At 32.9% G+C, this 22,133-nt stretch carries 23 protein-coding genes; 8 read left to right on the forward strand and 15 right to left on the reverse strand.

Features of this window, described 5'->3' with window-relative positions; translation table 11 throughout:
- Positions 1-22: 22 nt before the first annotated feature.
- Positions 23-745 carry a CDC27 family protein gene (locus ATE84_RS22200; RefSeq protein ID WP_101450030.1) on the reverse strand — a complete coding sequence of 241 codons (723 nt, stop codon included), beginning with the start codon at positions 743-745 and terminating at the stop codon, positions 23-25.
- A 19-nt stretch (positions 746-764) separates the two neighbouring features.
- Entirely contained in the window at positions 765-4,217 is a 3,453-nt protein-coding gene (locus ATE84_RS22205; RefSeq protein WP_101450031.1) for a pyruvate carboxylase, read from the reverse strand.
- A gap of 297 nt (positions 4,218-4,514) precedes the next feature.
- Between ATE84_RS22205 and ATE84_RS22210 the strand changes: the two genes are divergently transcribed.
- On the forward strand, positions 4,515-6,008 hold the full coding sequence (locus ATE84_RS22210; RefSeq protein WP_101450032.1) for a T9SS type A sorting domain-containing protein: 1,494 nt from the start codon (positions 4,515-4,517) through the stop codon (positions 6,006-6,008).
- A 353-nt stretch (positions 6,009-6,361) separates the two neighbouring features.
- The gene (locus ATE84_RS22215; RefSeq protein WP_101450033.1) at positions 6,362-7,201 is read left to right on the forward strand and encodes a hypothetical protein; all 840 of its coding nucleotides are present in this window, start codon (positions 6,362-6,364) and stop codon (positions 7,199-7,201) included.
- A 62-nt stretch (positions 7,202-7,263) separates the two neighbouring features.
- Here the strand turns inward: ATE84_RS22215 and ATE84_RS22220 are convergent, their stop codons facing one another.
- The 5 genes from ATE84_RS22220 to ATE84_RS22240 form a co-directional block, all read right to left on the reverse strand.
- Complete coding sequence (locus tag ATE84_RS22220; protein WP_233195874.1) at positions 7,264-8,460, reverse strand: TRAP transporter substrate-binding protein; 1,197 nt, start codon at positions 8,458-8,460, stop codon at positions 7,264-7,266.
- A gap of 21 nt (positions 8,461-8,481) precedes the next feature.
- A complete protein-coding gene (locus ATE84_RS22225; RefSeq protein ID WP_101450034.1) occupies positions 8,482-9,828 on the reverse strand; it encodes a TRAP transporter large permease subunit in 1,347 nt (448 codons plus the stop codon).
- A 2-nt stretch (positions 9,829-9,830) separates the two neighbouring features.
- Positions 9,831-10,331, reverse strand: a complete 501-nt coding sequence (locus ATE84_RS22230; RefSeq protein WP_101450035.1) for a TRAP transporter small permease subunit — start codon at positions 10,329-10,331, stop codon at positions 9,831-9,833.
- 132 nt (positions 10,332-10,463) lie between these two features.
- A complete protein-coding gene (gene yaaA / locus ATE84_RS22235; RefSeq protein ID WP_101450036.1) occupies positions 10,464-11,225 on the reverse strand; it encodes a peroxide stress protein YaaA in 762 nt (253 codons plus the stop codon).
- Positions 11,226-11,318: 93 nt separating this feature from the next.
- Positions 11,319-11,720, reverse strand: a complete 402-nt coding sequence (locus ATE84_RS22240; RefSeq protein ID WP_101450037.1) for a VOC family protein — start codon at positions 11,718-11,720, stop codon at positions 11,319-11,321.
- Between the two features lie 390 nt (positions 11,721-12,110).
- Here ATE84_RS22240 and ATE84_RS22245 point away from each other — a divergent pair, with 390 nt between their 5' ends.
- On the forward strand, positions 12,111-13,475 hold the full coding sequence (locus ATE84_RS22245) for a glycoside hydrolase family 71/99-like protein (RefSeq protein WP_101450038.1): 1,365 nt from the start codon (positions 12,111-12,113) through the stop codon (positions 13,473-13,475).
- Positions 13,476-13,546: 71 nt separating this feature from the next.
- Here ATE84_RS22245 and ATE84_RS22250 read toward each other — a convergent pair whose 3' ends face one another.
- From ATE84_RS22250 to ATE84_RS22260, 3 genes are all read right to left on the reverse strand, one after another.
- A complete protein-coding gene (locus tag ATE84_RS22250) occupies positions 13,547-13,738 on the reverse strand; it encodes a cold-shock protein (RefSeq protein ID WP_024770737.1) in 192 nt (63 codons plus the stop codon).
- 138 nt (positions 13,739-13,876) lie between these two features.
- Complete coding sequence (locus ATE84_RS22255) at positions 13,877-14,926, reverse strand: RluA family pseudouridine synthase (protein ID WP_101451187.1); 1,050 nt, start codon at positions 14,924-14,926, stop codon at positions 13,877-13,879.
- A 2-nt stretch (positions 14,927-14,928) separates the two neighbouring features.
- Positions 14,929-15,525, reverse strand: a complete 597-nt coding sequence (locus ATE84_RS22260) for a PASTA domain-containing protein (RefSeq protein ID WP_101450039.1) — start codon at positions 15,523-15,525, stop codon at positions 14,929-14,931.
- A gap of 198 nt (positions 15,526-15,723) precedes the next feature.
- Between ATE84_RS22260 and ATE84_RS22265 the strand changes: the two genes are divergently transcribed.
- The 4 genes from ATE84_RS22265 (at position 15,724) to ATE84_RS22280 (ending at position 18,160) form a co-directional block, all read left to right on the forward strand.
- On the forward strand, positions 15,724-16,707 hold the full coding sequence (locus ATE84_RS22265; RefSeq protein WP_101450040.1) for a D-alanine--D-alanine ligase: 984 nt from the start codon (positions 15,724-15,726) through the stop codon (positions 16,705-16,707).
- A 55-nt stretch (positions 16,708-16,762) separates the two neighbouring features.
- Positions 16,763-17,218: a pantetheine-phosphate adenylyltransferase gene (gene coaD, locus ATE84_RS22270; RefSeq protein WP_101450041.1), complete on the forward strand. Its 456-nt coding sequence runs from the start codon at positions 16,763-16,765 to the stop codon at positions 17,216-17,218.
- 9 nt (positions 17,219-17,227) lie between these two features.
- Positions 17,228-17,617: a VOC family protein gene (locus tag ATE84_RS22275; protein ID WP_101450042.1), complete on the forward strand. Its 390-nt coding sequence runs from the start codon at positions 17,228-17,230 to the stop codon at positions 17,615-17,617.
- Between the two features lie 84 nt (positions 17,618-17,701).
- Positions 17,702-18,160: a GyrI-like domain-containing protein gene (locus tag ATE84_RS22280; protein ID WP_199176904.1), complete on the forward strand. Its 459-nt coding sequence runs from the start codon at positions 17,702-17,704 to the stop codon at positions 18,158-18,160.
- Between the two features lie 82 nt (positions 18,161-18,242).
- Here ATE84_RS22280 and ATE84_RS22285 read toward each other — a convergent pair whose 3' ends face one another.
- Both ATE84_RS22285 and ATE84_RS22290 read right to left on the reverse strand, forming a co-directional pair.
- Positions 18,243-18,617 carry a hypothetical protein gene (locus ATE84_RS22285; protein WP_101450043.1) on the reverse strand — a complete coding sequence of 125 codons (375 nt, stop codon included), beginning with the start codon at positions 18,615-18,617 and terminating at the stop codon, positions 18,243-18,245.
- A gap of 39 nt (positions 18,618-18,656) precedes the next feature.
- Entirely contained in the window at positions 18,657-18,974 is a 318-nt protein-coding gene (locus tag ATE84_RS22290) for a roadblock/LC7 domain-containing protein (protein WP_101450044.1), read from the reverse strand.
- Positions 18,975-19,176: 202 nt separating this feature from the next.
- Here ATE84_RS22290 and ATE84_RS22295 point away from each other — a divergent pair, with 202 nt between their 5' ends.
- Complete coding sequence (locus ATE84_RS22295; protein WP_101450045.1) at positions 19,177-19,464, forward strand: hypothetical protein; 288 nt, start codon at positions 19,177-19,179, stop codon at positions 19,462-19,464.
- A gap of 304 nt (positions 19,465-19,768) precedes the next feature.
- Here ATE84_RS22295 and ATE84_RS22300 read toward each other — a convergent pair whose 3' ends face one another.
- From ATE84_RS22300 to ATE84_RS22310, 3 genes are read right to left on the reverse strand one after another with little or no spacing between them, the layout of a single operon-like run.
- Positions 19,769-19,987: a hypothetical protein gene (locus tag ATE84_RS22300; RefSeq protein WP_101450046.1), complete on the reverse strand. Its 219-nt coding sequence runs from the start codon at positions 19,985-19,987 to the stop codon at positions 19,769-19,771.
- Positions 19,984-21,378, reverse strand: a complete 1,395-nt coding sequence (locus tag ATE84_RS22305; protein WP_101450047.1) for a radical SAM protein — start codon at positions 21,376-21,378, stop codon at positions 19,984-19,986. Before ATE84_RS22305 ends, ATE84_RS22300 begins: the two co-directional genes overlap by 4 nt.
- Positions 21,368-22,108, reverse strand: a complete 741-nt coding sequence (locus ATE84_RS22310) for a prolipoprotein diacylglyceryl transferase (protein ID WP_101450048.1) — start codon at positions 22,106-22,108, stop codon at positions 21,368-21,370. Before ATE84_RS22310 ends, ATE84_RS22305 begins: the two co-directional genes overlap by 11 nt.
- Positions 22,109-22,133: the final 25 nt, after the last annotated feature.

Genomic DNA, 22,133 nt, shown 5'->3' on the forward strand with positions numbered 1-22,133 from the left:
ATATTGCAACCAAAACTATGTATTAAAGTGAAGAAGCAAATTTCTTTACATCATTCACAACTGCCTGATATTTGCTTCTATTGGGTTTTGACATATGTTGAGATTCTATCAGGATTTCTGATAGAATTTCTTTAGCATCTTCTATTTTTCCTTTTTCTACCAAAAATTGAGCAAGTGTATATCGTTCCTCATAATTAGAATATCGTTGATCAATTTGTTTTAGTTGCTCTTCTGCTTTTTCAGACTGCCCTATTTCTTCTAATGCCAAACCATATAAAAACTGACTTCGGGATCCTTTAAAATCAGATTTAACATTTATCTTCTCGGCACAAAAGATAACTTTATCATAGTTTTTGATTTGATAATATCCTTCTATTAATTTTTTAACAACACCAGCATCCTCATCATAATTGGTACTAAGTGCCACTTCATATTCGTTTATAGCATTAGGATAATCTTTTATTTCTAATAAAGCATCTGCCAAATTCACCCGATTCTGAAATGTTTCAGCAAAATCTAGTTGTTTTTGTAAATCATCAATCTTCTTCGTAGGGTTAATCACGTTCACAATCTCATCCTGAACCACATCCAGATCTTTTTTACTAAATACCTGAGTCAAAAGATAAATAACACTCCCTAACACCGGTAAAAATATAATTACAAAAAACCAATAGTAATTGTTTTTATTCTTGACTGCATGGTAAACACAAAAGCCTTGTAAGGCAATAATTAAAAAATATGGCATGGTGTAAAAGTAAACAAAACTATTTAAGCATGATTACCAAATCATCAGCTTCGACCATTGTACCTGATTTAAGAACAATTTTCTTAATCACTACATCTTCATTGGCCGTAATGGTAGTTTCCATTTTCATGGCTTCTATGATAAATAGAGGATCATTCTTCTTTACTTCCTGACCGGTTTTGACCAATACAGAGGATAATGATCCTTGTAAAGGGGCTCCTATCTGTTTAGCATCTGTTTTATCCACTTTTGCATGTATCACTTTATCTACTTTAATTGCATTATCTTGTATCTCTACATTTCTGGTTTGGCCATTTACTTTAAAGAATACAGTGACTTTACCATCATCATGAGGTTCTCCTACCGATATCAATTCTATTAACAGTATTTTTCCTTTATCAAGTTCTATAATGATTTCCTCTCCAGGTACCATTCCATAAAAAAAGTTTTTGGTTGGTATTGTCATCACATTACCATATTTTAAATGATGATTGTAGGCTCCTGTAAAGACTTTTGGATATAATTTATAAGAAAGAAAATCTGTAATATCCAACTCTCTTCCCATACCTTTTTTGAATATTTTGACAAACTCTATAAATTCGGTTTCAAAATCAACAGGTTCCAGATGTGCATTGGGTCTGTTTGTAAATGGTTTTTGATCTTTTAATATTGATTTCTGAAGATCTTTCGGAAATTCACCAACAGGCTGTCCTAATTCTCCTTTAAACAAACTAACCACCGATTGCGGATATGAAATGGTATCTCCTCGCTCTTTTACATCTTCTATAGTTAGATTATTACTCACCAGATATTGCGCCATATCCCCCACAACTTTAGAGCTTGGTGTTACCTTCACAATATCTCCGAAAAGCTCATTTACCTCTCCATACATTTTAGTAATTTCATGAAAACGATCTGCTAATCCTAATCCTTGTGCTTGCGGTTTCAAATTAGAATATTGTCCTCCGGGGATTTCATGTTGATATACTTCTCCTGTTCCTGCTTTTAATCCGGATTCGAAAACATAATAGTATTCGCGTACAGCCTCCCAATAATTAGAATACTCGTTTAATTTGGAGATATTCATTGTATTCTCACGTTCATGAAATCTCATCATTTCTGCTATCGCATTAAAATTGGGTTGTGCCGTTAATCCTGATAATCCACCTAAAGCAACATCTACAACATCTACACCTGCTTCAATCGCTTTAAGATATGTTGCTGATTGTACCGAAGAAGTATCATGTGTATGTAAGTGTATCGGAATGTTAATTTCAGATTTTAATGCCGAAACCAATTCATAAGCGGCATATGGTTTTAGCAATCCTGCCATATCTTTGATACCCAGAATATGTGCTCCTGCATTTTCGATATCTTTGGCCAGTTGAATATAATAATCGAGAGTATATTTAGTTCGATTTGGATCTAAAATATCTCCTGTATAGCATAAGGAACCTTCGGCAAGGCCTTGTGTTCTCGTACGTACATGTTCGATACAAGGAGCTATAGATTTCATCCAGTTTAGGGAATCAAAAATTCGAAACACATCTACCCCATTCTCCCAGGATTGTTCTACAAATTTCCCTATCAAATTATCAGGATATGCAGTATATCCCACACCGTTAGATCCACGAATTAGCATTTGAAGCAACAGGTTAGGCATTGCTTCTCGTAGTGAACGGAGTCTTTCCCATGGGTTTTCTTTAAGGAAACGAAGGCAGACATCAAAAGTCGCTCCTCCCCAAACTTCCATACTAAAGATTTCTGGGTGGTTTTTAGCAAACCCTTCTGCTACTTTATGCATATCATAGGTACGCATTCTGGTAGCTAATAAGCTTTGATGCGCATCACGCATTGTAGTATCTGTAAAATGAACTTTCTTTTCATTCTTCAGCCACGTTGCAAACTTCTCTGGTCCTAATTCAGTAAGTAAGTCTTTGGTTCCTTTTGTATATCCCAGGTTTTCATCAAATTTTGGAACTGTAGGCACTACAAAAGTTTTTGTATCATCAATCTTTTTAACATCAGGATTACCATTTACGATAATATCCCCTAAAAAATTAGCTAATTTGGTTGCTCGATTACGAGGTTCTTTAATCGTAAATAACGATTTAGTATTCTGGATAAAGTTAACGGTTACCTCTCCTTTTCTGAAGGTTTCGTGTCTTAAGATATTAGCTAAGAATGGCATATTGGTTTTTACACCACGTATTCTAAACTCAGACAGTGCTCTTAACATTTTTCTACATGCGCCATCAAGAGTTCTACTATTTGCCGAAACTTTCACCAACATCGAATCAAAGAATGGTGAAATGGTTACTCCTTGATATACACTGCCTGCATCTAACCGAATTCCAAATCCTGAAGCACTACGATAGGTTGTAATTGTTCCGTAATCTGGTTTAAAATCATTCTCGGGATCTTCTGTTGTAATTCTACATTGTAACGCAAATCCTGTTGTTTCTATACTCTCCTGGTTTTCTATTTTTATTTGCTTATCAGATAGTTTATATCCTCCTGCAATAAATACCTGAGCTTTGATTAGATCTATTCCCGTTACAATTTCTGTAACCGTGTGTTCTACCTGTACCCGAGGATTCACTTCAATAAAATAAATACTTTCATCTTCATCAACCAAAAATTCTACAGTACCAATATTATTATAATCAACTGCTTTACAAATAGCAAGTGCATAATTGTATAAATCCTGTTTTATATGTTCCGATACTCCAAAAGAAGGAGCATATTCGATTACTTTTTGATAACGTCGTTGTACTGAACAATCACGTTCAAAAAGATGTACCATATTACCGTGATGATCTGCTACGATCTGTATTTCGATATGTTTTGGATTCTCTACAAACTTCTCCAAAAATACGGTATCATCTCCAAAGGCATTTAAGGCTTCTCTTCGTGATTCTGGGTATGCTTTTTCGAGCTCTTCATCATTTCGAATCACTCGCATCCCTCGACCTCCACCACCAGAAGCTGCTTTTAGCATTACCGGATAACCAATACGCTTAGCTTCTTTTAATGCTATTGTTACATCTATAAGATCCTCTTTGTTACTTTCTATGATAGGAATATCATTCTCGATCGCTACTTTTTTGGCTGTGATCTTATCTCCAAGAGACCGTAGAACTGATACTTTGGGGCCAATAAAGATGATATCATTTTCTAAACATTGCTGTGCAAATTCTGAGTTCTCAGAAAGAAACCCATAGCCAGGATGGATAGCATCTACATTATTGTTTTTGGCTACTTTTATAATGGCCTCAATATTTAGGTAAGGCTTTAATGGTTCATTATTTTCACCAATCTGGTATGCTTCGTCTGCCTTGTACCTGTGTAACGAATATCGATCTTCATAGGTATATACTCCTACTGTTTCTAATCCAATTTCTGTACAAGCTCTAAAAATACGGATTGCAATTTCTCCCCGATTAGCTACTAAAACTTTTTTGATTTGCATGATATAAATTATGAGTTAAAACCATTTTTAGCGAATGTTCGCTACGAAGATATTGATTAGATTCATTTTTTGCAATACATATTCTTTAGAATAAATCAAATAATTAATTTTAGTATTAATTATTAACCAATTCATGTAATATGTTAATTAAAACACTCTTTTATTAAAAGAATATTACTCAAAAACAACAATTTAGGCAAATATTAAAAAACAGATTCTCTACAGAATTCTTTCTCACTTTCGTCTAGATAATCACTTTTTTTGAACATCAATTTAATTACTCCTAAAACTAAAATTATGAAATCCCTATTCTTTAAATCTTTATTACTACTATCCATCCCGATGTTATTACAAAGTCAAATAACAGAAAAAAGTAATCTCGCCAACATATCCTTACAACATTCTAATACTACTTCTAATCCAAACTATATTACCATAGTAGACAATGACTGTAGTTCTATGGCTGATTTTTTACCTAATCAATGGGGGATCAGCACATCACAATTTGTTTCTACAGGCGGATCGATTACTGATTCTCCTAATCGTTTACTAAGTAGTGGTACTTTTTCTCCTTTACAACTTGAACAAGAAATAGATTTAACATCTGTAACTGCTGCTTTTGTAGAATTTAAGGCTAAATGGGAATTACAGAAATTTTTTGATTATGTGCAATTCGACGTTTTACCCGAAGGTGCACCTTCTTTTAATGGCTGGGAAGCACAGCATGGTTTACACACTAAACTTTCACCAGTGGCTGGCACACAATTTCAACCATTAGGAGAACCAATATATAATCTTGTGCAATCCGATTGGGTACAAGAGAAAATCGACTTAAGCAAATACATTGGGCAAAAAATTCATATCCGATTTTATATTGCAGCATTGACATATGTTGGTGGTCGTACTGATGGTTTTTATTTTGACGACCTTAAAGTTAAAGTTCTCCCTGATCCCGATGGAAATACAAATAATACTATTACACTTCTAGAAGATGATTGTAATTCTTTAGATAATTTTATCATTGATGATCATGGACAATGGGGAGTAGATACTTCGAGGTTTCTTTCTCCTATCGGCTCTATTCATGATACCCCTATGAGTGATTTACAAAATGCCACTCACACCAAAATAGAATTCAAGCAATCTATTGATCTAACATCTGTAAATGATGCTTATGCAGAATTTTACTTTATAAATTATATGTACCCTCATTCCTGGGATGAATTTGTACAATTTCAAGTTAAATTAGAAAATGAACCTGATGGAGATTGGGAAGCATTATCTGGAATAAATACACGTCCCGCACCAGCTCCAGGTAATGAACCCTGGCAAAAAGCAGGAGCTCCTTTGTATGGAGGCGTAGTATCTAATTGGATTCATGAGAAAGTAGATTTAAGTAAATTTGATGGGCAAAAAATACACATACGCTTTTTAAGAGGTGGTAGAAAACCTCATACCGGAAATCGTGGTTTTGCTTTTGATAACTTTAAAGTAAAAGGTTCTCTAAAGAACAAACAACTTAACACATTAAATAACAACGCTCTACTATCTTCTACAGAAGAAACACTAAGAGTATACCCAAACCCAACCAGCGATTATATCATTATTAATTCTAGTATAAAAGATTCTTTTTTTATTACTATAAAAAATGCTCAAGGACAAAAAATAAAAACTATATCTACTACAAACAATTCGATCAAAATAAATGTTTCTTCATTTGCAAACGGAATATACTTTATTTCTATACAAACCTCTAAAACACAAAGGTCAATTAAATTTTTAAAGCAATAAAAAAATAATATTACCAGATGGTTTGTACTAATTCACAAACAACAGTATTACATTTTCTTATCCTTATTGAGTTAAAGTAACTACGTGATATATGTATTTTAGTTCCAAATTTTGATATTAATTTAGTATTGATATTTGGGGCTAAAACTATACACTGTACTCTAATTTTTCTCCTCCAAAAAAAGAGCTGATATAGCATGTGAAATATTAGATTTATCCATTTTAAATCAAAATTACATTAACCTTAACATAAATTAACTACACCTTTTATAAGATTCTCTATTTCAGACACGTTAGTTGTATAATAAACCTTGAAAAAATAATTTTTAATTTATTTATTAAAGCCTTTAACAATGAAAAATAGAATTTTTGCCTTTGCAGGCCTTTTATTTATAACAAGCAGCTTTTTATTAAGTTGTAGCGATGATGACAATGATACGCAAATACCAACCACTGCTGTCACTACTTCGAAACAATTTAAAGATATTAAATCTGCTAACAAAGAAATAGGGTCTATAGTAGAAAATGTTTTCAATACTGAAAATAAGACTTCTAATAAGTCTTTTTCTAAAGTAAAAACACCTCAATGTGCGACTATCACTTCAGAAACAACGGATCAAACCAAAACTATTACTATTGATTTTGGGGATAATTGTGAACTACCTAATGGAGAAGTAATTTCTGGTAGTATTCGTATGAGTTTTAGTCTACAGCTGGATACAGAAAGTAAAATCGAAATTAGTTATAGTCTTGAAAAAATCGTCTATAAAGATATTACTGTTAGTGGAACTGCAACTACAATATATTCTTTTCAAAGTGATACCGGAAACACTAAATTCTCCACAAATTCTGATTTCACATTTGCATGGGGAGACGGACTTTCTGCAACTAGTAAAACAAATTTTGTAACAGAAACTTTCGCAGGAAACACTAATCCAGACATACCGACTAGTCCAATTTTTTATAGCTTAACTACTGGTAATAGCTTAACCGAGTTTAGTAATGGTGATCGATTTGCTGTAGAAATTACAACTCCTTTACGCGATGAAAGTTCATGTCAGTATACTGTGAGTGGTGTTATGGCAACTACAGAGAATAGTGCAGTTATTACTTTGAACTATGGTGATGGAGAATGCGATAATATTGCAACTCAGACCGATGCAGACGGTAATGAAACTACTATCGAATTGTAGTAAGACCCTTCAAAATAATTAAACCGTTTCAGAAGAAATTTCTTCTGAAACGGTTTTTTTGATTACTTCTGTATTTTATTATAATAAGCTTTTTCTGTTACTTCAGACCATTTGGAGATCTTTTTTTGAAAACTTGAATAGCTCTCATACACTTCTTTAGAAAGTGGATCATCTCCTATCATTTCCTGGATTGCTTCATCAGTAAATCCTCGTAAGGCATCCAGAGTTTCTTTAGAAAATTCGCGAACCTCAACACCTTCTTCATTTATCAATTTATCCAAATAAATCCCATTTTGTCTATCAAACTCTGCCAAAACCCAGACTTGTGCTCGTTTAGAAGCCGCTTCTAATACTGCTTGCAGATGTGGAGGCAGACCGTCGTACAAATTTTTATTAATAAAAAACTCAAGTTGTGAACCTGTCTCGTGCCATCCTGGTGTATAATAATATTTTGCAATTTTATGAAATCCCATTTTATAATCGTGATATGGGCCAATCCACTCGGTAGCATCAATAACTCCTCTTTCTAAGCTTGTATACACCTCACTACCTGCTACCAAAACTGCTGCTCCTCCTGCTTTCTCCAATACTTTTCCTCCAATACCCGGTAAGCGCATTTTTAATCCTTTAAAATCTTCAACAGAGTTGATTTCCCGGTTAAACCACCCTCCCATCTGTACACCTGTATTCCCTCCCATAAAAGGTACAAGGTTAAATTTAGCATAGGTTTTTTTCCATAATTCATATCCTCCTCCTGTTTCTAACCAGGAGGTAATTTGTTGGCTATTCATCCCAAATGGTACGGCTGCAAAAAACTGTGCTGCCGGGGTTTTTCCTGCCCAATAATACGCTGCTCCACATCCCATCTCTATAGTTCCCTGGGATACTACATCAAAAGCTTCTAACGGGGGTACCAATTCTCCTCCTCCATATACTTTTATTTTAATCTGCCCATTAGACAATTCGTCTACCCATTTTGAATATTTCTCTGCAACTTCACCCACCACAGGAAAGTTTGGTGGCCAGGTAGTTGTCATTTTCCAATAAAACACTTTATCGGGTTTGGTCACATCATATGAAGTAGTACGCATACTTGCTGGTGGGTCCCCTAAACAAGAAAGAAACAATACTAAAGTGGTCACTAAGGTGAAATACCTTAAAATTTTATTTTTTTGAACCATAACAAACTTTATAAGATCTACTAATACGTTATTAAACATCTTTAGAAATGTAAAAGGATATTCTTTTATAGTTTCCAAAGAACATATTTTACTATTCTTCTATTTTGATATAAAAATAATCTCAGGAAAAAACACAACCATACCAACAATAATTAACTGAATGATAATAAAAGGTATAATCCCTTTATAAATCTGACTGGTTTTTACATTATCTGGGGCAACGCCCTTAAGATAAAACAAAGCAAAGCCAAATGGTGGTGTCAAAAACGACGTTTGCAGATTTAATGCTATCAAAATCCCAACCCACAACATATCCATACCAAAAGCATTAAAAATAGGAGTCACTACTGGCACTATAATAAAAACAATTTCAATAAAATCAATAAAAAAGCCTGCAATAAAGATCACAACCATGACCAATAACAAAAACATAAGAGGTGTCAAATTAGATGACATAATCAATTCTTGCAGATATGCATCTCCCCCCAATGCTCTAAACACTAAAGTAAATGTAGTTGCTCCTAAAAGAATAAAAAACACCATCGATGTTAGCTTTATAGTTTCCTGAGCTACTTCTTTTAGAATTTTAAACGAAAACTTTTTTTGAATTATGGTCAATATTGTTGCGCCAATAGCTCCAATGGCAGAAGCTTCTGTAGGAGAAGCTACACCAGTAAAAATAGAGCCTAATACCAATACAATCAAAAGTATTGGTAAGAAGAGTGCTTTTAAAATTTTTGAAGTGAAATTAGTTCCTCTAAATGCTGCAATCTCTTCTGCAGGAATGCTGGGAGCATCTTCTTTGTGAACAAAAGATTTTATCAAAATATAGCCAATATATAATCCTACCAATATCAATCCGGGTAACAGTGCGGCAGAAAACAAAGCTCCTACATCTACAGATGCCGATCCTCGTGATGAACTATTGATGGTATCTGCTAATAACACTAATACAATAGATGGCGGAATGATTTGCCCTAATGTTCCTGAAGATGCTATTACTCCTGTTGCAAGTTCTGTTTTGTACCCTCGTTTAAGCATTGTAGGCAAGCTTATTAACCCCATCGTCACCACCGTTGCTCCAACAATCCCAGTAGATGCTGCAAGTAAAGCCCCTACAATTACTACAGAAATTGCTAAACCACCACGTACACGCCCAAACATCATTGCCATAGTTTCTAACAAGCTCTCTGCCAGACCCGATTTCTCAAGCATGATTCCCATAAAAATAAATAAAGGAACCGCCATTAGTACATAATTATTGACTACTCCCATAATTCTTGCCGGAAGCAAGTAAAACGTAGACATCTGAAACACTTCTGGAGCAAAAATGGATACTCCGAAAGCAAAGGCTACTGAAATCCCTCCTAATGTAAAAGCAACTGGGTACCCTCTTAGAATCAGAATAAAAATAATTACAAATAGTACTATTGCCAGGTATTCCATTTCTAATCCTTATTAAAAATAATTTGAATTGATTTCAACATATGGGATATTCCCTGAAGTAATAGAAAAGTAAACCCCAGAGTAATACAAAATTTAAGTATGTACAAAGCTGGTAAGCCTCCTGGTTGAGGAGAACTTTCTCCAATCATAAAAGAAGACAGTCCATAATACCAGGAAGAAACAATAACTACATAGCACCAGGGAATTAGTAAAAAAGCTCCTCCTAAAAGATCTACCCAAGCTTTTCCTTTTCTAGAAAGTTTAGTATAAAAAACATCAACTCGTACGTGTTTCTCATATTTAAATGTATATCCAGATGCTAATAGAAATATCATCCCGAAGAGATAAATCTCTATTTCGATCATCCAGACAAATGTAAACTTAAAGATATAGCGAATAATTACATCAAGGCCAATGATTATCGCCAGTAGTGTTGCTACCCAACTAACCAATAGTCCTATCTTCTCACCAACTCTGTCAAGAAAATTGATAATTTTTTGCATCTAATGATTTGTGTTACTAATACCTGGGTTGAAGATACTAAAATTAGATGCATTTGAAAACGGAAGTTAGTAATTGTCAAAAAGCGTATCAAAGATTTTCAATACTCACGTATTAACAATTATCATATTAAGTTATCTCACAAAAACCAATTCATTAGGTTTGGTAGTATATTCTTCACTAAACCCATAGCCTTCATAATTAAACCCTTTTAAATCTTCAATAGTTTTGGCATCTGTATCGATAATATATCGAACCATCATACCTCTGGCTTTTTTGGCAAAGAAGCTTATCATTTTAAGTTTGTCTCCTTTCCAATCTTTAAATTGTGGAGTAATCACTGGTACTTTTAATGCTTTTTTATCAATTACGCTAAAATATTCATTACTTGCTAGGTTGATAAATAATTCATCGTCTTGCAATTCATCATTTAAGTACTGGGTAACTGTTTTTTTCCAAAACTCATATAAATTATTTTTTCGACCCACTTTTAATTTAGTTCCCATCTCAAGACGGTAGGGCTGCATTAGATCCAAAGGTTTTAGAACTCCATATAACCCAGAAAGTATTCTTAATTGACCCTGTAATGCGCCTAATTTTTTTTCGGGAATAGTATACGCATCTAATCCGATATATACATCTCCATTAAAAGAGTATACCGCAGGTCTTGCGTTTTCGTTTGTAAACGGAAGATGAAACTCCTGATTACGTTGCCAATTAAGTTGTGCTAACTTATCACTTATACTCATTAACTCAGAAAGTTTTTTAGGTGTTTTCTTCTTTAATACATCATTTAGCTTTTCAATTTCTGTAAGAAAAGCTGGAATCGTATACTGCTGAGTTGGTAATGCTGTTTCAAAATCTAATGATTTAGCTGGAGATATTACAATTTTCATGTAGGTGACTTTTTTGTTATTCAAAAATACAATTGTCTATGGACAATTAAAATCTATACCCGTATTTATTCTCTATTTGGGTATTTGAAAAAGTTATTTTGATTTCGGGATATATTCTTCTATCTGTTTAGCAAAAGTTTCTTCATCTTTAAATGCTATTAGATTTCTATCGGGATCATAGAATTTTGCTACTTTTCCCCAATGGTGTTCCTGATAATCGACGGCTATTCCTTTTCTTTTTAAATCGTTTGCTATACTTTGTACATTATCTACATTCATTCGTATACAGCTAAATGCCTTTTCATTCGTTTCATCCATTATCAGATAATCCTCCCTATCTTCTTTTTCAACCATTAAATAGGTGCCAAACAAATCAAAACATGTTAATTCATCATTTTTAAATAAAATAGTTAGTTCTAAAATAGTTTCATAAAACAAAATAGATTCTTCATATTTTTTGACATATAAAATGAGCCCCGTTCTTTTAATTTTCATATTGAAAGATTTTGTGGTTAAAGTACGATTACATCTTAAAATCATAAATTAGTTATAGTATTTCTTATCTATTGAATTATTGGCTATCTCTATCTATAGGTATACTAATTTACAATGATTAACCTTATTTGAAATAAATATAAATAACTGATTTTCAGGTATTATGAAGTAAAAAAACAACATATTCCTTTTTAGGAAAAAAGATTTTAACTAGTTTTAATGCAAATAACGTATTACAAAGAGGGGAAACCCTCATTTTTTTCGTCATAAAAGCATGAATTCTGATGTAATTAAACATTAGAACACATTGTCTGATTATTCACAAATCTTCTTGTATACACTAAAAGCTCTTTAGACATTTTGTTTGACGTTTAATTTAATATTTGTAATATGTTACGATCTTCGAATACTTTTATTTTTTTCATTTTTCTTTTTATTGTTTTCTTTTATTCTTGTGAAAAAGAAGATATTACTTTAATTGATCAACAACAGATTGATGAGCAATCTGCAGCAGAAGTTGTTCAGGACACAACATATACTGATGCCGAATTATTAAAAGTTCTAGAAGAGGAAAAAGAGTTTATTAAACTTGAGAAAGAAGGGTATATTGTTGATATTTCTGGTATGGATGTCGTTAAAGAAAATCCAAAAAAAGTATATGTACACTATTTGCCCTGGTTTCAAAATAAAGATTTTGATGGATACTGGGGACAGCATTGGACAATGAGTAATCAAGATCCTGAAATCATAGATGAAAATGGTAACCGACAAATCGCCTCCTACTATTATCCTCTAATTGGTCCGTATTCTTCTGGCGATCCGGATTTACATGAATATCATTTTTTAATGATGAAACTCTCGGGAATTGATGGAGTAATTTTTGATTGGTATGGCAGTAGAGATTTACATGATTATGGGTTGATAAAACAATCTACAGAAACCTTCATTAATAGTTTAGAAGATTTGGGACTTGAATTTTCAATTATGTATGAGGATCGTGTAGCTACTCAGGCTACAGGACAATCTATCATAGAGGCTGCGCAAGAGGATTTTACATACATTAATGACAGTTATTTCTCTAGCCCCAAATACATGCAATATAACGGCAAAAACATGTTGTTTGTTTTTGGTCCTCATTATCTAACTACAGCAACCGAATGGAATCAGGTATTTGATGTACTACCTACAGAAAATCGACCAAGCTTTTTAACTCTATGGGCAGCAAGTAATCGTGTTGGAGTTAATGCTTCGGGAGAATTTTTATGGGTAGACAAAGATCATTTACTTGCTCATCAAAATTATTATGACACCTATCAAGCATCCAATCCAATAACTGTAGGATCTTCTTATCCCGGTTTTAAGAGCTTTTATACAGAAGGTGGATGGTCTAATGGTAGTAATGATTGGACCATTGACTTTAATTCTGGACATACTTTTGTAGAAACTCTTAATTATACCCATCATGAACTTTCAGATTTTATTCAAATCATTACCTGGAATGATTTTGGCGAAGGTACTATGATAGAGCCTACACAAGAGTTTGGTTTCACCTACTTACAACTCTTACAACAATATACAGGAGTTTCTTTTTCTCCTAATGATCTACAGGTAGCTCTGGATTTGTATCATATCAGAAAAGAATATAAAAAAGATGCAGAGGTACAGAAAATCCTGAACCGATCTTATAAATACATAAAAAGATTAAGGTTACAACGTGCTGATAAGGTTTTAAAAGCTATTAAACGATTTTATTGAGATATTATCATATAAAATAGAAAAAGCCTGTCTAACAGACAGGCTTGTGTTTTAAAAAAGTCAAATGTATATTATAATACTTTCACGTTTACCGCGTTCAATCCTTTTTTACCTTCTTGTAGATCAAATTCTACTTCATCACCTTCACGCACTTCGTCGATTAAACCTGAAATGTGTACAAAATGATCTTTGTTTGATCCTTCTTCTGTTATGAATCCAAATCCTTTGGAGTCATTAAAAAATTTTACTGTTCCTTTGTTCATTATAATTTATTAAAACGCGAAGGTACTATTATTTGATCAGTAATCCTTATTTATTTCAAAATAAAGTTTTTAGTAACGTTTATTTAATACTATACAAATGCTTTAGTAACAGTATAATATTCTCTATACCAGCTCAATTTATTCTTCAGATAATTGGTTCTTAGCATATTTTCTCCAACGTTCTATACATTGTTGTATATCGTCTGGGATTTGTGTTTCAAAATGCATATGTTCTTTAGTTACAGGGTGCTCAAAACCAAGGGTTCTGGCATGTAAGGCTTGTCGAGGTAAAATTTTAAAGCAGTTTTCTACAAACTGCTTGTATTTGGTAAACGTAGTTCCTTTTAATATTTTCTCTCCGCCATAGCGTTCATCATTAAATAAAGTATGGCCAATATATTTCATATGTACTCGAATCTGATGCGTTCTTCCGGTTTCTAATCTGCAAGAAACTAATGTAACATATCCTAGTCGTTCTATAACTTTATAATGTGTTATTGCCGGTTTTCCCCTATCAGCTTCATCACCTTCAAAAACAGTATTCTGCAATCTGTTTTTGGGGTGTCGTCCTATATTACCTTCTATGGTTCCTTCATCCTCGGCCACATTCCCCCATACAATCGCTATATACTCACGCTTACTCGTTTTATCAAAAAACTGTTTTGCCAGATGAGTCATAGCCTCTTCTGTCTTGGCAATTACCAAAAGTCCGCTAGTATCTTTATCAATACGATGTACTAACCCTGGTCGATTACTACTATTATTTGGAAGGTTATCAAAATGATAAATCAGTGCATTAATTAAGGTTCCCGAATAGTTACCATGGCCAGGATGTACCACCATCCCCGCGGGTTTATTAACAACCAGCAATACATCATCTTCATAAACAATATCTAACGAGATGTTCTCTGGGGTTAGTAAGTTTTCATAAGGAGGATGAGAAAACAACACCCGTACAATATCATTTGGTTTCACCTTATGATTTGATTTTACAGGAACATCATTTACAAAAACGCTTCCGTTTTTTGCAGCCTGCTGTATTTTATTACGAGTTGCATTCTCTACAAAATTCATCAAAAACTTATCCACCCTTAACGGTACCTGACCAGCTCCAGCCACAAAACGATGATGCTCATAGAGGTCATCCTCTGTAGCATCAAAATCTCCTTTATCTTCGTTTTCTTTCAAAATCAATTAGATAGGTTTATTGTTCCTCCTCTTCCATCTCCTAGAACCAAATCGATAACAGAGGTTTTCATTAATTTTGTTCCAGGTTTTAGCCTTTTACCATTATGTCTTAATTCTAATACCATATCTCTTGCAATATTGGGTTGATATGTTACAGAACCTATTTTAAATCCAAGAGCAACCAATTTTGGCTCTGCCTGTCTTCTAGTTCTCTGTACTACATTAGGAACTTCAATTTTACGGTAACCCGAAGGATTCAGGGTTACATATATTTTACGATTCTCTTTTACCTCACTACCAGCAACAGGGTTCTGTTCTAACACAGAATATCGAGGATAATCAGGATTAAAGCTCGCAGAATCCTGAACTTCATACCTCAATTCTTTTTCTTCTAGTATTTTCCCCACCTCATCTAAAGTTTTTTTACTTAAACTGGGTACTACTATACGCTGGTGATGATTGGTTGTACTTTCTAACCACTCTAATGCAACATAAGATAAGATAGCAATCATTGCTACTGCTATAACCATTTGAATCAAAAATATTTTACTGTAAATAAATTTGAATAGATCTCTGAAGAAATTTATAAATACACTCATCTGTTTTATACCTGTTATTTTTATAGTCAAACATAACCTTCCTGATTATGTAAACAAAATTTGCCACTAACCATTCTAATTATTAGTATTAACTTTATTGTAATGGCTTATTTCATAATTTGGACAAATATATAAAAACGGAAAGTTTTAAGCTTTTCTTATAAGATAAATGATATTTTTGTTTTCAAAAGTCACTCGATGAAGAAAAACATTGCCATTTTAATGGGTGGATATTCCAGCGAATTTGAAATCTCGATCCAAAGCGGAAACGTAGTATACAAATACCTGGATAGAGATTTATATGTTCCATTTCGTGTTCATATCACCAAAGACAGTTGGTATTATGTAGATGATAATGATCAGAAATATAGTATTGACAAAAGTGATTTCTCTTTAATATTAGAAGGTTCTAAGATCACTTTTGATGCTGCTTTTAATACTGTACATGGTACCCCTGGTGAAGATGGTTTACTACAGGCATATTTTGAATTGATTGAGATTCCGCAAACGGCTTGTGATTTTTACCCTGCGGCACTTACTTTTAATAAACGAGATTGTATTAGCACTTTAAAGCCCTATGGAATACCTACTGCCACCAACTATTTTTTAAATAAAGGTGATGCAATAGATAGTAAAGCCATTGTAGATACTGTAGGATTACCCTGTTTTGTAAAAGCAAATAAAGCTGGGAGTAGTTATGGAGTTTCTAAAGTTAAAACTATAGAAGAGCTTCTGCCCGCAATAGAAATGGCTTACAAAGAAGATGATGAGATTATTATAGAATCTTTTTTAAGTGGAACCGAAGTATCTGTAGGAGTTATTCAACATAATGGAGAAGATACAGTATTACCAATAACAGAAATTGTATCCGAAAATGAGTTTTTTGACTATGAAGCTAAATATATGGGGAAGTCTGAAGAAATCACCCCAGCCCGTTTATCTGATGAAGATACCCGAAAAGTTAAAAATCTGGCTTTAAAAGTATATCAGATTTTAAAAATGAAAGGATTTTCAAGAAGCGAATATATTTTTCATCACGGAGAACCTTATTTTGTAGAAATGAACACCAATCCCGGATTAAGTGAAGCTAGCATCTTACCTCAACAAGCAGAAAAAGCTGGGATTAGCTTAAAAGAATTATTTTCTAATGCTATAGCATCTTGTATCCGTTTACAAAAATAGAAGTTCAATTTATAATTTGAATTATATTTGTAAATGCAACAATTAATAATTACCAATGAGAAGAGCTGTTTTTCCCGGATCATTTGACCCCATTACATTAGGACATTATGACATTATCGAACGAGGTCTTACCTTATTTGATGAAGTTATCCTTGCCATAGGCGTAAATTCTGAGAAAAAATATATGTTTTCTCTTGAAGAGCGAAAGCAATTTATCGAAGAAGCTTTTAAAAATGAGCCTAAAATTAAAGTAATGACCTACAAAGGGCTAACTATTGATTTTTGTAAACAACAAAATGCCAATTTTATATTAAGAGGCCTCCGCAATCCAGGTGATTTTGAATTTGAAAAAGCCATTGCACATACCAACAGAAAAATGTCGGATATCGAAACGGTATTTTTGTTAACCTCTTCTGGAAAAAGTTATATCTCTTCTTCTATTGTTCGTGATGTAATTCGCAATGGCGGAGATGTTTCAGGGTTAGTCCCAGATACCGTTCGTGTGAAATAACACACCACTATGAAAAGAAAAATAGGAGCTATAGCTCTGGTTGTAAAGGATTATGATGAAGCTATTCAGTTTTATGTAGAAAAGCTTAATTTCAAACTTATTGAAGACATTAGGCTTGATGACAAAAAACGATGGGTTCTCATCGCTCCAAATAATCAGACAGAAACTACCATCCTTCTAGCTAGGGCAGCCACTTCTGAACAAGAAAAAGCAATTGGAAATCAAACAGGCGGACGAGTTTTTCTATTTCTTCATACTGATGATTTTTGGAGAGATTACCATACTATGAAATCTAAAGGAGTTTCATTTCTGGAGCAACCAAGAGAAGAACCCTACGGAACTGTTGTCGTTTTTGAAGATTTATACGGTACCAAATGGGACTTGCTAGAGTTAAAATAATACAAATTACAAACTCCTCCTGACATACCTTTGTCACTACCTGTATTTAGTTTTATCGTATCTATTAATCTAACATTAAAAATCATGATAAAAACAAAAATCGAACCTTTCTGGATCGTGGGGGTTTCAGTACGTACAACTAAAAAAAATGAGCAATTTGCAAAAGATATCCCTACTTTATGGAATACCTTTATGTCTGAAGGAACAATGCATAAGATCCCTAATAAGCTTGAAGATTCTATCTATGCCGTATATACTGATTATGAAAGCGACCATACCGAGGGGTATACTACAATCATAGGATGTAAAGTTGCAAACTTAGATACTATTCCATCGGGAATGACTAGCGTGCGAATCGAAAAAAGCACCTATTCTCGATTTACTGCTAAGGGAGATATTACCAAAGGTGTGATCTATGATAAATGGGCCAATATATGGGAAATAGATCTCGATAGAACATATACTACCGATTTTGAAGTATATGGAGAAGAAGCCGTAAATCCTACAGATGCCGAAGTGGATATTTTTGTAGCAATTGAATAAAATTATTATAAAAAGACCTCACAAGTTTAAGCTTGTGAGGTCTTATAAAAGTAATATTGTTTACATAAAAAAGTATCTTTTATTATAGTTGTGAAACCACGTCTTTCTTGTATTTTTTTAAGAGTGCACGTGTCATTCCGAGATTTGCTTTTGTAGAATCAACAGCTAAATAGATAAAATATTCACCGTTTTCAGAAACGTCAATAATATGAATTTGGTTTGTAAGTGTAATTATAATATCCTGAACTTCTGATTTCAAGCCTAATGCTTTGATAGCATTCTTCTTAGCTTTTACAACTTCCAAATTATAGGCAGAAGCCGTTTCAGGATCAAAATCTTTTTTATCAGAATTAGATACATAACACACTCCTGTACTTACTTCTGTAACAGTAACTGCAATATAACCAGGTACATTAGATTTAATATCTTCGATGAATTGTTCTAAAAAATTTGACATAGTATAATTTAATTTTAATTAATAATATTTTCAGTAAAATTATTTATCTAAAGAGCTCATATATTTAAGGAGCAGCCCGAGTTTTGACATTTTTTTAGATACAACCAATATGATCGAATCAGATTTAATCCTATTTGCAATAAGAAAACCTTTTGAAGATTTTGCCATCAATTGATCAAGATCACCACTAAGTAGATCTTTGATCATATCATTACACATCGAAAATGCTGTTTCCAACATTAAAGCAATATTAGTATCATGCTGAGTGTCTAATGCATCTATTACATTGCCATTTTTATCAGCAATAATTACACTATCAACCTCGGTATCTTCTTTAATTTTTTTCAGATCAATCATATATCTAAAATTTAAATATTTTCATTTTTTATTGAGTAAATATAGTAACAATAGTTATTTAAAAAAATCTTTCGTCGATTTTTTTTACTTTTAAACGATTATTACTATCTTGTACAATATTATTTTTGTAGAAAAATTCCTACAAATTATCAAATTAATATAATATGAGAGAAATTTTAATCATAAAAACAACATCTATACTATGACTCTAATTAATCTACCAAACTCTGAATTAAAAACAATTTTAAAAACAAGAAAAGACAAATTCGATTCCTACAGGGTAGGAAAAAAGCAAGTTTCTCAAAAAACCGAGGATATTTCTGAAACAATAGAACGATTAGTCAAACAAGAAAAAGAAAGTTCTTCTAAAAAGAGGAAAAAACCTAATGCCGATGATCTTGTAACTTCAAACGATACTACTAAAGCTACAAAAACATATACCGAAAAAATAAAGGGAGGCTATTTTGGAAAAAGGAGAAGTCGTTTTTAATCTGGTTTCTATTTTACACTTATGAATAGTATTTCTGATGATAAAATGATTATGGATACTCTAAGAGATTGTTTTTTCTATAGGTATATGAAATTAATTTGTTGTTACAGTAATGAAGTGCTGTAATAAATTTTGACGCTAGTTTCACTATATATTAATTTCAAAATGAATACTAATGCATCTACTACAACAATAGATAGGAAAGATATCATAGGGGTTACAAAAAAAAGAAGTCATAGAACCTTTGTAACCAATCGAAAACGTTAACATTTATTCAATACTACTAATTGTGGCAGTTTTCACTCTAAAATCCTGCCATAAGAGCCCCACAAATTCCTAACCCTACAATAAGGTATATCCCAGCAAGGATAAAGAAAATTTTTCCGGCTTTTCTGTTTTTAGTCTTGAATAAAATTATGCCAATAATCGAAAGAAATATTGGAGGTCCTAAGAGAATTAAAAGAATAAAATACACCAATCCATTAAGGTTTCCTACTTCCAAAAAAATGGTATTTGTAATCATAATGTTTCTTTTCTTAATTGTTCTAAATACTCTTGCTTATCATCTCTATAAAATAAGTTCATTGTCTCAAAAGGAATGATTTTATAATCTTTATTCACAATATGTACGCAAGATTTTTTAATCGCTCGCACATCAAAATTATAAGCATCAATAAATTGCATAATTATAATTCTGAATAGATTATCATATCCTAAATCCGGAGCATCGATCTCTGGCAAACAACACATTATAGATTTCAGATTTTCTGAAGCTGTTTCTACAGAATTTCCGGTGCTAAATAATTCCAAAACTTTACCATGCAACTCTTCATCTTGCTCATACACAATGGTATTTTTTCCATTATCTAACAGATCTGCCGGATTGATATACCTGGTAAGAGGTAGAAGTCCATCTTCATTTTTTAAAGCGTACCCCATAACCAAAGCATCTGGATTACAAGGCACAGGGATAAGGTCATCGGATTCAAAAACGGGAAATTGTTCTAAAATCTTTCTTCGTACCTCGGTTAATGTTATTCTATCGGTTTGCGTATCAAAATCTTCTAATCGCCCTGCTATTTGGGTAGGCTGAAATGTAACTCCTCTCACGCATTTTTGCTGTGTTGCAAATGTTAGTATATCACCAATTAGAGTGTCATTTAATCCTTTTTCTAATGTAACAACCAGAGTAGTCGACAGATTTACACTATTAAGGTTCTCGATCGCTTGTTTTCTAATTTTGGTAAGATCCTCTCCTCTTAATTTTTGTAGTACTTCGGCATCCAACGCATCAAACTGAAGATAAATTTCAAAATCGGGCATATAACCAGCCAGTTTTTTGGTAAATTTAATATCCTTAGCAATACGAATTCCATTTGTATTTACCATTAAATGTCGAATAGGTAATTGTTTGGCATAGTCCAGAATTTCAAAAAATTGAGGATGTATCGTGGGCTCTCCTCCACTTATTTGCACCACATCTGGTTCTTTTTCATTTTTGACTATGGTATCCAGCATCTTCTTTATTTCGTCTAATGATCGATGTCTACCGTAATGCGGAGACGAGGAAGCATAACAGGTAGGACAAGTTAAATTACATCGATCTGTTACCTCGATAATCGACAAACATGAATGCTGTTCATGATCAGGGCATAATCCACAATCATAAGGGCATCCATAATCTGTAGCTGTATTAAATTTATAAGGAAACTCAGAAGGCTTATTATAATTTCTAATATTCTTATAATAGGCTATATCATCTGCTATTAAAACTTTAGATCTACCATGCTCCGGACATCGCTTGAGCATAAATACTTTATCTTCTTCAAAAACAATCTTGGCATCAATCCTTTTTAGACAAGTAGGACATAAACTTAGTGTAAAATCGTAATACGTGTAATTTCTAGTGAGCATGAAAAAAATTTCGAATGGTTTTTTGATAATAAATCATGCATAAGATACATAAATACTGAATACTACTAAGGCCTAGTACAAAAAAAGTATTCGGCTTCAAGAATTCTATACAAAATCTAAATAGGAAATAAGAAATCATAAAGTACTTGAACAGCAAACCGCTTTCCTTTTTAATTTCTGTTTGAAAATATCTTAAAACACCCCATAAAACCAATAGAAAAACAACTTCAAATAATGCTATTGGATATCTATACAGACCATCTCCTAAATCCATTCCTAAAAATGAAGTGGTTTGTTTACCGTAAGTAAATTCCTTAACCCCTGCCAAAAAACAACCTGTTCTTCCTATGATAATCCCTAATATTATAGGAAATGTAAATAAATCACCCGAAGAATGCTTTTCTCTGATTATCTTTTTAGCCAACTCTACTCCGAGCAAACCTCCAAAAAGTCCTCCCATAATAGTTTTTGCACTTAATAACTGAACTACATATTCTGGACTAAAAGAAAAGATCGGATTCTCTAAAAAACCAAAAAAACGAGAACCAAGAAAAGCTCCAAATACCGCACCGATGATTATAGATAACCTATTTGATGATGAAATAGAGTCTTGTGAACGTTTTTTAAGATATATATAATACCGAAACCCAATAAAGAAAGCTGCATATTCTAAAATCAAATGGATATTTACTTTATAGCCAAAGACAATAGGTTCAAAAGGGATATCCATGCAGTATTTAATTCAGTTTTACAAC

This window comes from Aquimarina sp. MAR_2010_214, from assembly GCF_002846555.1.
GTDB lineage: Bacteria > Bacteroidota > Bacteroidia > Flavobacteriales > Flavobacteriaceae > Aquimarina.

Excerpts from the sequence above, each read along its gene's own strand:
- ATE84_RS22240 (WP_101450037.1), bottom strand. The coding sequence starts at position 11,720 with ATGAAAATTAAAAGAACGGGGCTCATTTTATATGTCAAAAAATATGAA.
- ATE84_RS22265 (WP_101450040.1), top strand. The coding sequence starts at position 15,724 with ATGAAGAAAAACATTGCCATTTTAATGGGTGGATATTCCAGCGAATTT.
- ATE84_RS22230 (WP_101450035.1), bottom strand. The coding sequence starts at position 10,331 with ATGCAAAAAATTATCAATTTTCTTGACAGAGTTGGTGAGAAGATAGGA.
- yaaA (WP_101450036.1), bottom strand. The coding sequence starts at position 11,225 with ATGAAAATTGTAATATCTCCAGCTAAATCATTAGATTTTGAAACAGCA.
- ATE84_RS22295 (WP_101450045.1), top strand. The coding sequence starts at position 19,177 with ATGACTCTAATTAATCTACCAAACTCTGAATTAAAAACAATTTTAAAA.
- ATE84_RS22245 (WP_101450038.1), top strand. The coding sequence starts at position 12,111 with ATGTTACGATCTTCGAATACTTTTATTTTTTTCATTTTTCTTTTTATT.
- ATE84_RS22275 (WP_101450042.1), top strand. The coding sequence starts at position 17,228 with ATGAAAAGAAAAATAGGAGCTATAGCTCTGGTTGTAAAGGATTATGAT.
- ATE84_RS22285 (WP_101450043.1), bottom strand. The coding sequence starts at position 18,617 with ATGTCAAATTTTTTAGAACAATTCATCGAAGATATTAAATCTAATGTA.
- ATE84_RS22305 (WP_101450047.1), bottom strand. The coding sequence starts at position 21,378 with ATGCTCACTAGAAATTACACGTATTACGATTTTACACTAAGTTTATGT.
- ATE84_RS22310 (WP_101450048.1), bottom strand. The coding sequence starts at position 22,108 with ATGGATATCCCTTTTGAACCTATTGTCTTTGGCTATAAAGTAAATATC.
- ATE84_RS22290 (WP_101450044.1), bottom strand. The coding sequence starts at position 18,974 with ATGATTGATCTGAAAAAAATTAAAGAAGATACCGAGGTTGATAGTGTA.
- coaD (WP_101450041.1), top strand. The coding sequence starts at position 16,763 with ATGAGAAGAGCTGTTTTTCCCGGATCATTTGACCCCATTACATTAGGA.
- ATE84_RS22300 (WP_101450046.1), bottom strand. The coding sequence starts at position 19,987 with ATGATTACAAATACCATTTTTTTGGAAGTAGGAAACCTTAATGGATTG.
- ATE84_RS22215 (WP_101450033.1), top strand. The coding sequence starts at position 6,362 with ATGAAAAATAGAATTTTTGCCTTTGCAGGCCTTTTATTTATAACAAGC.
- ATE84_RS22225 (WP_101450034.1), bottom strand. The coding sequence starts at position 9,828 with ATGGAATACCTGGCAATAGTACTATTTGTAATTATTTTTATTCTGATT.
- ATE84_RS22205 (WP_101450031.1), bottom strand. The coding sequence starts at position 4,217 with ATGCAAATCAAAAAAGTTTTAGTAGCTAATCGGGGAGAAATTGCAATC.
- ATE84_RS22280 (WP_199176904.1), top strand. The coding sequence starts at position 17,702 with ATGATAAAAACAAAAATCGAACCTTTCTGGATCGTGGGGGTTTCAGTA.
- ATE84_RS22200 (WP_101450030.1), bottom strand. The coding sequence starts at position 745 with ATGCCATATTTTTTAATTATTGCCTTACAAGGCTTTTGTGTTTACCAT.
- ATE84_RS22250 (WP_024770737.1), bottom strand. The coding sequence starts at position 13,738 with ATGAACAAAGGAACAGTAAAATTTTTTAATGACTCCAAAGGATTTGGA.
- ATE84_RS22260 (WP_101450039.1), bottom strand. The coding sequence starts at position 15,525 with ATGAGTGTATTTATAAATTTCTTCAGAGATCTATTCAAATTTATTTAC.
- ATE84_RS22210 (WP_101450032.1), top strand. The coding sequence starts at position 4,515 with ATGAAATCCCTATTCTTTAAATCTTTATTACTACTATCCATCCCGATG.